1 protein-coding gene is annotated in these 273 nt (G+C 34.1%); it reads right to left on the reverse strand.

Annotated features, from left to right (window positions below; genetic code table 11):
- On the reverse strand, positions 1–273 hold a 273-nt coding region (locus SB752_RS32460), incomplete at both ends, for a serine hydrolase (RefSeq protein WP_410719506.1).

Consider the following 273-nt stretch of genomic DNA (forward strand, 5'->3'; position numbering starts at 1 on the left):
CTGTAATTTTCATACAATGCTTTCCAATCATTAACTGCCATGTCATGTTCAGTATATTTGATCTGGAAGTCTTTTACTCCTTTAGAATCTATAAATTTCTGAATAGCTTGAGTACCTCCGGCAAGTTTTATCAGAACATCACAAAGATTATTATCGCTTAATGCGACCGTATAATCAATAATTTCACTCAAAGTAGTTTCAGTATTTCCATTAGGGTACTTCTCCCGGAATGGAGACCAGGTATTTTCATGAAGATCGGATTTTTTAATAACG

Origin of the sequence: Brevibacillus sp. SIMBA_040, assembly GCF_046535075.1 — a bacterium.
Taxonomy (GTDB): Bacteria; Bacillota; Bacilli; order Brevibacillales; family Brevibacillaceae; genus Brevibacillus.